The sequence below is a fragment of the Paenarthrobacter sp. NPDC056912 genome, from assembly GCF_042786555.1.
Taxonomy (GTDB): Bacteria; Actinomycetota; Actinomycetes; order Actinomycetales; family Micrococcaceae; genus Arthrobacter.
In genome coordinates this window covers 1-9,272 of sequence record NZ_JBHUCD010000038.1, presented here as the reverse complement: position 1 = coordinate 9,272, position 9,272 = coordinate 1, and the positions used below count along the sequence as shown (strand labels likewise).

Below are 9,272 nucleotides of genomic sequence, written 5' to 3'. Positions count from 1 at the left end.
GTCAGGCCACGCTTGGCCAACGCCGCGATGACCTCCGGGTCCTTCCGGCAGGCCTCTTCACACTCAGCGAACTCGTCCAGCATGAACGGCGGCTGGACATCGGCAGCGAGCTGGGTCCACGAATCCACCGTGCCCGCGTCCAGGTCAACAACAGCCTCGAAGGAACGGGCCTGGGCACGATCGACCAGCACAGCATCAGCCTCACGAGCCACCTGCACACCGGCCCGCAAATCATCCTTGGCCGGCTCACGAAGCTCAACACTGATAAACCGGAACGACTCCGCAGCAGCCGGACCCTCCTTCAAAATCGCCACAGCACGGGAAATCTCCGCCCGCGACAACGGATCCAACGGGTGCGAAACCCCCACAAGAGCCTCAGTTTCAGCATTCAAAGTCACGATTAACTCCTTTGTTTTGATGTGTTTGATATGTGTTGATTGATCGGATGGTGATTAGCCGGCAAGCAGCCAGTCGGAAGCTGCTTTCCGGTAGCGGATGATGCCTTTGTATTCGGCCATGTCCTCCGGCAGCTCAGCCAGGACGTTGCCGAACTTCCGGCGCCACTCAGGAACCCGGGCGATGTCCCGCAGCGGCAAGAGGTAGCTGCGGATCAGGAACAGCAGGGTGCCGGTGTGGGGAAGGCGGATGAGGTGCTGGACCTCAACGCGGAGATGGAGCTTGTCCGGCATGTCGGGATCGGTGGCTATGGTGGCGCGGTCCGGTCCCCACTCCGGGTAGGTCTCCGTGGAGGTATCCAGGCGCCGGCCGATGGTCATGGTCCAGTTGGTGCGACGGAACTGCTCACCAGGCTGCAGGCGCATGAGGAACTTCTCAGCACGGGCGATGATGTTTTCTTCCTTGACCCGGGGAACGGGGCCGTGGATCTCCAGGAAGCTCATGCCGACGTCGAAACCGAACGACCAGTCAGCGGCAAAGCTGACCAGGCCGGCGTCGAGCCACATCGTGTTGTCCCGGATGTCCAGCAGGACGATGTCGTCCTGGATCTGGGTTCCGAGGAACCGCAGCGGCCCCATCGGCAGGGAATCGTCGTCTCCCACGGTGAATTCGACGTCGAGGTCCTGCAGTTTGTTCTGCCAGTGGCAGTGGTTTCCTTCGCGGCGGAAGGACATGATGTCCGGGTTTTCCTCCGCCATTGAAGCAAGCAAGGTGGTGACGGTGTCCCAGACGGCTGGCCGCATGTGGGGCAGGACCTGTGAGCGTGAGGGGTCGCGGGTCAGGATCCGGTCGCGGTCGGCGAGCTCTTCGAGGTAGAACTCGTCGATGTCGATGACTCCTTTGCCCCAGGTGCCCGCGTCAGTAGCAACGTTCTTGTTGGCCGGTTCCACGTTGGCGCTGTAGCGGTACACGTCCTCTTTGAAGGGGAAGGGGAAGCGCCTGATGCGGTCAGGGAGGGACGCTGTGTCAGTTTCTTTGTCGATGGTGATGCTCAAAGGTCCAACTCCAATTCTGGGTCTTCGCTGCGTGAAACACAGCACATCATTGTGGTGTTCTCGGCCTTTTCCTGATCGGTGAGGTAGAGATCCCGGTGCTGGGGCGTCCCTCGGAGGACAGGGAGGACACATTCGCCACAGATACCCTTGCGGCACATGTTGGGAATGGTCTTACCGGCTTTTTCGAGGGTTTCCAGCAGCGATACGCCGGCCGGAACCTCAAGCTTGGTACCGCTGCGGACCAGGTTTACTGTGAACGGCTCGCCGTCGTCGAGTTCCGCCGCGCCGAAGGCTTCCGAGTGCAGCCTCGACTCCGCCCAACCTGCCTCACGGGCCTGGTCAAGAACTGCGTCCATGAAGGCAACAGGGCCGCAGGTGTAGAGGTGTGTTCCCACGCTCTGCGTGGTGAGCTGCCGGGCCAGGACTTTCTGGAAACTGTCCCGGTTGCTGCATTCGGTCAATGCAGGGCCGAGCAGCTCCCTCGCCTCGTCCACGTGGGCTCCGGCCCCCGGCCTGTACACGTAGATCAGCGACGACGTGGTGCCGCGGTCTGCGGCGGCGCGCGCATGGGAAAGGACCGGGGTGATGCCGATTCCTGCCGCGACCAGAAGATGATGGGTTGCTGTCGACGCCGGGGCGAAGGCGCTGCGGGGCCTTGATACATAGACGCGATCCCCGACGGCGAGCCGGTGCATGGCCCTGGACCCGCCTGCGCCGTCCTCAACCCGGAGGACTGAGATGGTGTACTCGCAGGGGCCGTTGCCTGAACCGGTCAGCGAGTAGGCATTGACGCCTTCCTCGCCGTACTGGACCACGAGGTGGCTGCCGGGAACATAGGACGGCAGTTTCCGGAACGACGGGTCTGCGAGCGTAATGCTCACAATCGAATCTGTCTGGGGACTGACGTCCGTCACTTCCAGCTGGAGGCCGCCGTCAACCGCCGGATGGGGCGTGATCGGGAGAGCTGTGACAGTCATGATGCCTCCTCAACGTGGGCTCGATAGCCGAGGTACGCGCCCAATCGGCGGGAAAAGTGGTCGGTGGTGGTGAGGATGGTGCTGCATCCTCCGCACAGAACCTCCGAGCCGGCCGGCTCGACGGTTGCGGTGGTGGAGTTGCAGTGCGGGCAGTAGATCGCCCGGAGGGTGGTTTCGTCACTCAGGAGGGTCATTTCCTCCTGCTCGAGCCCACATTCCGCGGCGACGGCCGCAGCCGTCCGGATGTCCGCCGTCGGGCCTGAAAGCAAGAGGCGGACGCCGACTCTGGAGCTTCCCAGTGCGGACCGCAGATCGGAGAGGGCCTCCGGACTTGCGGAATCGAAGTGGAGGTCAAGCTTGGGCTGGCTGCCGCTGTGCCGCTCCGCGGTGCCATCTGCTGCGCCGAATGACGCGCAGATGACGCCGCGGAAACCAGGTTCCAAGCCTGTGCCCGCTACATGTGGCATGGACACGGAACTCATGGTTGGTCCTTACGGTGCGAAGGAGCGGTCGCCGGCGAAGAACCCGAGGCCGTACTCGGGGGTGTCGAACTTGACGGTGGTTCCCTTGGGGAAGAACAGGACGTCGCGTTCCTTCGCGTGCGTCACCTCGCCGGTGTTCACATCGGTGAGGATGAACTCGCCCTTGATGACTACCTTCATTTCGTCGTAGGTGTAGGTGTATTCGAACGGTTCGGAGGCCTTCAGCTCGAAGAAGCCTGCGCTCATGACCGAACCTTCGGGGTTGTGCAGGGCGTCGCCGATGAAGGCGTCGGTTCCCGGCAAGTCCATGGACGGAATCCCGACGTATGCCTTCTCGACTTTGTGGATGGCTCCAGCCTTGCTGAGTGTTCCAAGCAGCGTTTCCATGGGTCTCTCCTTTGAGTAATAGTGGTGAGTGTCAGAAATGTCGCATTTCAAGCGCATTTAGCAATTGAGTGAGCGTGGGCTGACTGCCCTGAATGGTCCGAAGAGTTGATCCAAATCCCTTGATCTTCAGCGCCCAGTGGGGCATTCAATCAAGTTGGGATTCGTGTGATGCGAGTCACTCCTAAGCCCCACAAGCAAAGCTACGCGAGCTAATACTTATAGTCCAGACTTTTTTAGAAAATTTCATGATGAATTTTCATATTGCTTGCGGAGGCAGTGTTGACGCACCTCCAGGGGCCCGCCAACTCAAGGAAAACGAGCCTCAAGGGAAACAAGCAGAGGGCAGGACCGTGCGGAACGGTCCTGCCCTCTGCTTGTAGCGTCTATGCCGTGTGGTGCCCTGGCGTCACCTTCTAGGGGTGGGTGACGTCTTCCAGGTCGGCCTGGTGGTGGTCCGCCTGCCTGGCGGCTGCAGCCGACCTAACTTTTAACCGTGCAGCCTCACGCTGGGAGTAGAACCAAATGGGGATGTACAGCCCCAGCACGATGAAGCCGACCCAGGTGGGGGCCCAGCCGATCTCCAGGCTGTTCAGGTAGACCACGCCGATCAGGCAGAGCGGAAGATTGAACAGGCCGAAGAGCAATGCCACGTTCTTCCAGCCCTTGGGTGCCTTGAAGGGCCTCTCCAGGCCGGCAAACGCAGGATTCGTCTTGGCTTTCACGTAAGCGAACAGGCTGATGCCGTTGGCGCAGGTGTAGCCGATCGCCGATGCCGCGACAATCGCGGCGGGGTTGCCCATGAAGATGAGCACCAGGTTGAAAACTCCAATGACCAGCATCGCCACGAACGGTGTGCCGTTGCGATTTGTCCTGCCGAGCGACCGGGGAAGGTTGCCTTCAAGGGCCATGGAGTGCATGGCCCTTGAAGAACCCAGGTAGGCCGTTTGAATGATCAGCACCATGGCCGCGATCAGCATGATGATGGTCAGGACCGAGCCAACTTCGCCGAAGACTGCGTGGGCCACTGGAATCAGCGGCGAGACGGGCTCTGCACGCACTCCATCGACGCCCAATACTCCGATGACAGCGGCCTGAACCAGCACGAATGAGAAGAAGCAGATGACGCCGCAGGCAAAAAGCGCCTTGGAAACATCCTTGCCGGGGTTCTTGTACTCCGGGCCGTAGATGGCCGCGGTTTCCCAGGCGCAGGCACTCCACTGGGCGATGGCAAAGATGCCCAGGAGAATCAGGATGTGGTGCATGTCCCAGGACCAGTCGGCCGGCAGCCAGTTGCCCGTAATGTTGGCCAGGTCAACGTGCCCGGTGGCAAAGGGGGCCACTGTCAGTACGACCACCGGTATCAGGGAAAACGCCGCCAGGACGTAACCCAGTTTGGCGCCATCTTTCAGGCCGAACCAGTTGACTGCGAACAAGCCGCCGAAAATCACCAACCCTGCGATCAGGGCGAGCTGGTTGGCGGTAAATGTTTCACCCAGGACGGGAAAGAGTCCGTGGAGGTAGCTTCCCACCAGGATGGAGAAGATCGCCAGCACCGGCGTCCAGGCGAACCAGTAGCTCCACGCGCTGAAGCCGCCGATCAGCTTGCTTTTGTCATACGTGCCTTGATAGTTCTCCGTACGGAAAACATGCTGCGCGAAGCCCGGCAGGCCCGAAGCCTTGGGGAACGTAGTGGCCAGCTCGGCATAGGCGGCGTTCTGGAAGAAGCCCTGCACTACCGACAACCCCCAGACAATAATTGCTCCGGCCGCCAAATACGACGGAAGGTAGCCCAAGGAGGGCAGAATCAGCAGGGGCACACCCAGTGCGATTGCCAGTCCTTGCTTCCAGTCGATCGACCTTTCCAGGTTGCCGGCCCCATCTGAACGTTTTTCACTCATAACAATCTCCCTTGACTGAACTAAGTGCCTGTCTTCTTCAGTTGGATAAACTTGCCGTCCCCCTTCCGGTGGACGCGCCAAACAAGGCGCCGAACTCCACCGGCAAGTTATGTCTTACATTCAGAATCGCGCGTCAGGTGGCGCGCGTCGAGGCATGATGGAAGTCGGGTCTCCGGAATTCGAACGCGCTGCTGCTGGTCGTCAGTGGGGCGCGGTCGGAGTCGAACTGGCGACGGACCGGACAAGGTGCCGTCAACGGAAGAGTGGTGCTTTTATCGCCTGCGACTGTAGGGCAGGCCTTCCGTCTACCGTTCCGAACTTCCTGTGAAATGGATCACTTCAGAGGTTACAGCTATATACCTTCATTTCAACAGCTTTTATTCTAAAGAATCTTGTGCTGGGGGTGGGCGGCGCTGATGTTAGGCGCTGTAGATCAGTGACAGGCCCAGATGCGGAACGTCCAGATCGATGCGGTGCTGGTCCACTGCCGAACCCGACTTGATCCGTTCGCCAACGAGGTACATCCCGGAATTTCCCAGGATGACGCGGTTGCTGGCGTTCACAAGGGCGGCGTTGCCTGGGATGGCGCGCAGTTCAGGCATGATGAGCGGTTCCAGGTCCTTGACCAGGATGTCGCATCCCGCCACACCGGCAAATGTGCCGTGGACCTTGAAGGGTGCTGTGAGCGTAATGATGTACTCCTCGAAGCCGAGGTAGTCGATGTACGGGCCCCAGAGGGTTTGTTCGCCCGTGGATGCGGCCGTGGAGAAAAACGGGAGCTTCTCGTAGTCGTAGTATCGGTTGCTGCCGGGAGTCAGGTCGGCATCCAGCTTCTCGACAGAGCCTGACTTCCCGCGGGACCACCACTCGAAGAAGTGCCCTTCCGCCTCAACCGACTGCGCGGCGAAGAAGGTTCCAGCGCCGACGGCAAAAGAATTCTTCGCCAGGAATTCCTTCGAGAGCTCCTCGAGTCCCTTGAGCGCCGAGCTGTTGACCTTCGGGCGGCCGGCAAGGTTCCGGTCCATCAGCTCGGCAACGCTCCCGGCGAGGTGAATGATCTCTGTGGAGACGCCACTGGTCCATGAGGCGAGGGCACGTGCAGCATGTGCGACTTCGTTGTCGAGCTTCATTTTGCTTCCTGATTTGATTGGGCGTATCCGACAGTGAGCTTCGTATCAATCAGATGGAAAATGTTCCGCCTGATGTGTCCAAGTACCAACGCCTGGGCCTTCTCGGGTTGATCCTGGGCGACCGCCCTGACCAATTCCAAGTGTTCAGCGGTTGCCGTTTCGGGGTCAAATGCTACGGCAAGAGGGGTCCACAGCTGTTGAACTGTCTCTTGCTGAAGCCGGATCTCTGCGTTGGCAAGCCTGGGTGATTGAGCTGCAACGGCCAGTTCAACGTGGAAGCGGCTGTCGGCAGATGCGCGGAGCTCGGGGGAGTGTGCAAGAACCAAGGACCGGGCTAGTTCCTGGAGGCGCTCGAAGTCGTGTGCTTCGGCGCGTTCACAGGCCAAGCGGATTGTTGCCGCTGCTATCGCAGCGTGTTCGTCACCGATATCGCGGATCTCTGAGATCGACGTCGAAAGAAACCATGCCCGCATGGCGTCGGCTTGTGTTTGCGGCTGGCTGACCACGAAAGATCCGCCGCTCCGGCCCCTGCGGGTTTCGACGATTCCCCTCTCCCGCAGTTCCGTCAACGCTTCGCGGAGAGTCGCGCCGCCCACCCCGAACATGTCCGAGAGCGCAGCTTCGGCAGGCAGCCGTTCGCCGACTTTGAGCAAGCCGAGGGCGATGGCCGTTGAGATTCTGTCCACGATTGCATCGGCCCGCTCGATTTCCGGCAAGGACCTGTAGATCTGCGACTGAAATGAGGACGGGGATGCCAAGTGTCTGCGCTCCGAAGGTGGGCAACAAGTTGAACCCAATACTACAGACCAGGGTCACTTGAAGGTTTCGATCCACTCAGGCGTTTTTTGGCACCTCCGGGCCTGCGCTCGAACCCGGCGGGGCCCGTCTCTCCGGAGAAGGCCCGGTAGCCCACCTGTCCTTAAGGGTAGGAAAAACCGTCAGAAAACAGTGTTACCCCACCCCTTGCGATTCGGAAACATGGGAGTCAACCGAAAAACACTCCGCGGCCGCCGCAGGCCAAGGACCGAATCGAAGGGACAAAAAATCGTGAATCCGACAGTAAGCTCAACGACGGCTGCTTCGTACACCACCTCATCCGACATTGTCCGCAATGTGTCCCTCGTCAGGGACGAGATGATGGGCACCGTCGCCAAGATCGACGAGCAGCAGATGGCTCGCCTGGCAAGCCACCTCGCCCACCCGGGCCGGATCTTTGTGGCAGGAGCGGGTCGTAGCGGCCTGGTCCTCCGGATGGCCGGCATGCGGCTGATGCACCTGGGCCTCACGGTCCACATCGCGGGAGATACCACCACCCCTGCCATCGCTTCCGGAGACTTGCTTCTGGTGGCTTCCGGATCTGGCACCACGTCAGGTGTGGTCAAGTCAGCAGAAACAGCTGCCAAGGCCGGAGCCCGCATTGCAGCATTCACCACCAACCCGGACTCCCCGCTGGCCGGCCTCGCCGACGCACTGGTTATCATTCCGGCCGCCCAGAAGACCGACCACGGCTCCTCGGTGACCCGCCAGTACTCCGGTTCGCTCTTTGAGCAGGCCCTTTTCGTGGCCACCGAGGCCATCTTCCAGTCCCTCTGGGACAACGACGCCCAGCCTGCCGAAGAGCTGTGGCTGCGTCACGCGAACCTCGAGTAAAAGAACACCCTGATTTTCCACACCCGATAGCAGTTCATTAATAGAAAGAAATGATCATTATGAAACTCCAAGTTGCCATTGACCTCCTGACCACTGAAGCTGCGCTGGAATTGGCTGGCCAGGTTGCTGAGTACGTTGACATCATTGAGCTCGGTACCCCGTTGATTAAGGCCGAGGGCCTGTCGGTGATCACGGCTGTGAAGAACGCGCACCCGGACAAGATTGTGTTTGCTGATCTGAAGACCATGGATGCTGGTGAGCTTGAGGCTGATATTGCGTTCAAGGCCGGCGCTGATCTGGTGACTGTTCTTGGTGCTGCTGATGATTCCACCATTGCTGGTGCGGTCAAGGCTGCGAAGGCTCACAACAAGGGTGTTGTGGTTGACCTGATTGGTATTGCGGACAAGGTGACCCGTGCGAAGGAAGTTCGTGCCTTGGGTGCGAAGTTCGTGGAGATGCACGCTGGTCTGGATGAGCAGGCCAAGCCTGGTTTTGACCTGAATGGTTTGCTGCGTGCAGGTTCCGAGGCCCGTGTTCCGTTCTCGGTTGCTGGTGGCGTGAAGGTGGGCACTATTGCCGATGTTCAGAAGGCCGGCGCTGATGTTGCTGTTGCTGGTGGCGCTATCTACGGTGCTGAGGATCCCGCGTTGGCTGCCAAGGCCCTGCGCGCTGCGATCGTCTAGCCAGCACGTTCGAACGGTGGCGTCCCGCATCCTTGAAAGCCGCGGGGCGCCACCTTTTCGATCCACGAGGATGCAAACCCAACGATGAGGGGTTGGCATTTGGGGGACCCTGATCCCTGGGAAAGGAAGCTGGTCACAATGCTTTGTCTGGCAGGCGAGGAAGTGGAAGTCCTGGTTACTGAACCACGCCGCATTAACGAGTTGCTCGATGAAGCTGAGGCAGTGCTACGGAGCACGCCCCAGCGCTTCGCAGGCATTTTGGTCACGCGTCACCAGCCTGGCCGCTACACGCTCGCCCTGAGCGACACGGTTCCCTTCGGGGAGACCCGCGAGCAGATTCTCTCCTGACCGCCGCTCGGCGGTGGCAGCGCAGTTGAAAGTTAGAAGGCAACAATGTCTGTTACTTACGTTGACTCGCCGGTGAGGTCCGGCCTGCGGAACCCTTTGCGGGATCCGCGGGACCGGCGCCTGAACCGCATTGCCGGGCCGTCGTCGTTGGTGTTCTTCGGAGTCACCGGTGACCTTGCCCGTAAAAAGCTCATGCCCGCGGTTTATGACCTCGCGAACCGTGGCCTGCTTCCGCCGAGTTTCGCTTTGGTGGGTTTCGGCCGCCG

At 60.3% G+C, this 9,272-nt stretch carries 10 protein-coding genes and 2 pseudogenes; 4 read left to right on the top strand and 8 right to left on the bottom strand.

The window, feature by feature from the left end:
• From ACFRJ9_RS23800 to ACFRJ9_RS23765, 8 genes and pseudogenes are all read right to left on the bottom strand, one after another.
• Positions 1-398: pseudogene (locus ACFRJ9_RS23800) on the bottom strand (tyramine oxidase); the annotation flags it as partial.
• 54 nt (positions 399-452) lie between these two features.
• Complete coding sequence (locus ACFRJ9_RS23795) at positions 453-1,451, bottom strand: DUF3445 domain-containing protein (RefSeq protein ID WP_377673350.1); 999 nt, start codon at positions 1,449-1,451, stop codon at positions 453-455.
• Entirely contained in the window at positions 1,448-2,428 is a 981-nt protein-coding gene (locus ACFRJ9_RS23790; RefSeq protein WP_377673347.1) for a PDR/VanB family oxidoreductase, read from the bottom strand. The genes ACFRJ9_RS23795 and ACFRJ9_RS23790 overlap by 4 nt, the downstream gene beginning before the upstream one ends.
• Positions 2,425-2,910, bottom strand: coding sequence for a dimethylamine monooxygenase subunit DmmA family protein (locus ACFRJ9_RS23785; RefSeq protein ID WP_377673344.1), 486 nt, complete (start codon positions 2,908-2,910; stop codon positions 2,425-2,427). Before ACFRJ9_RS23785 ends, ACFRJ9_RS23790 begins: the two co-directional genes overlap by 4 nt.
• 9 nt (positions 2,911-2,919) lie before the next feature.
• Positions 2,920-3,297 (bottom strand): cupin domain-containing protein, encoded by a 378-nt coding sequence (locus ACFRJ9_RS23780; RefSeq protein ID WP_377673342.1) that lies wholly within the window; start codon positions 3,295-3,297, stop codon positions 2,920-2,922.
• Between the two features lie 413 nt (positions 3,298-3,710).
• Positions 3,711-5,195: an APC family permease gene (locus ACFRJ9_RS23775; RefSeq protein ID WP_377673340.1), complete on the bottom strand. Its 1,485-nt coding sequence runs from the start codon at positions 5,193-5,195 to the stop codon at positions 3,711-3,713.
• A 419-nt stretch (positions 5,196-5,614) separates the two neighbouring features.
• Positions 5,615-6,325 (bottom strand): cache domain-containing protein, encoded by a 711-nt coding sequence (locus ACFRJ9_RS23770; RefSeq protein ID WP_377673338.1) that lies wholly within the window; start codon positions 6,323-6,325, stop codon positions 5,615-5,617.
• Complete coding sequence (locus ACFRJ9_RS23765; RefSeq protein ID WP_377673335.1) at positions 6,322-7,083, bottom strand: FadR/GntR family transcriptional regulator; 762 nt, start codon at positions 7,081-7,083, stop codon at positions 6,322-6,324. Before ACFRJ9_RS23765 ends, ACFRJ9_RS23770 begins: the two co-directional genes overlap by 4 nt.
• A 289-nt stretch (positions 7,084-7,372) precedes the next feature.
• On the opposite strand from ACFRJ9_RS23765, the gene hxlB reads away from it, so the two are divergent.
• The 4 genes and pseudogenes from hxlB to ACFRJ9_RS23745 form a co-directional block, all read left to right on the top strand.
• Positions 7,373-7,975 carry a 6-phospho-3-hexuloisomerase gene (hxlB, locus tag ACFRJ9_RS23760; RefSeq protein ID WP_377673332.1) on the top strand — a complete coding sequence of 201 codons (603 nt, stop codon included), beginning with the start codon at positions 7,373-7,375 and terminating at the stop codon, positions 7,973-7,975.
• A 59-nt stretch (positions 7,976-8,034) separates the two neighbouring features.
• Positions 8,035-8,658 (top strand): 3-hexulose-6-phosphate synthase, encoded by a 624-nt coding sequence (gene hxlA, locus ACFRJ9_RS23755; RefSeq protein ID WP_377673007.1) that lies wholly within the window; start codon positions 8,035-8,037, stop codon positions 8,656-8,658.
• Positions 8,659-8,796: 138 nt separating this feature from the next.
• Positions 8,797-9,006, top strand: a complete 210-nt coding sequence (locus ACFRJ9_RS23750) for a hypothetical protein (RefSeq protein WP_377673329.1) — start codon at positions 8,797-8,799, stop codon at positions 9,004-9,006.
• A 45-nt stretch (positions 9,007-9,051) separates the two neighbouring features.
• A pseudogene (locus tag ACFRJ9_RS23745) lies at positions 9,052-9,272 on the top strand (glucose-6-phosphate dehydrogenase); the annotation flags it as partial.

Bases quoted from the DNA above. Each gene is read 5' to 3' on its own strand.
- ACFRJ9_RS23790 (WP_377673347.1), bottom strand. From the start codon at position 2,428: ATGACTGTCACAGCTCTCCCGATCACGCCCCATCCGGCGGTTGACGGC.
- ACFRJ9_RS23780 (WP_377673342.1), bottom strand. From the start codon at position 3,297: ATGGAAACGCTGCTTGGAACACTCAGCAAGGCTGGAGCCATCCACAAA.
- ACFRJ9_RS23775 (WP_377673340.1), bottom strand. From the start codon at position 5,195: ATGAGTGAAAAACGTTCAGATGGGGCCGGCAACCTGGAAAGGTCGATC.
- ACFRJ9_RS23785 (WP_377673344.1), bottom strand. From the start codon at position 2,910: ATGAGTTCCGTGTCCATGCCACATGTAGCGGGCACAGGCTTGGAACCT.
- ACFRJ9_RS23770 (WP_377673338.1), bottom strand. From the start codon at position 6,325: ATGAAGCTCGACAACGAAGTCGCACATGCTGCACGTGCCCTCGCCTCA.
- hxlA (WP_377673007.1), top strand. From the start codon at position 8,035: ATGAAACTCCAAGTTGCCATTGACCTCCTGACCACTGAAGCTGCGCTG.
- ACFRJ9_RS23750 (WP_377673329.1), top strand. From the start codon at position 8,797: ATGCTTTGTCTGGCAGGCGAGGAAGTGGAAGTCCTGGTTACTGAACCA.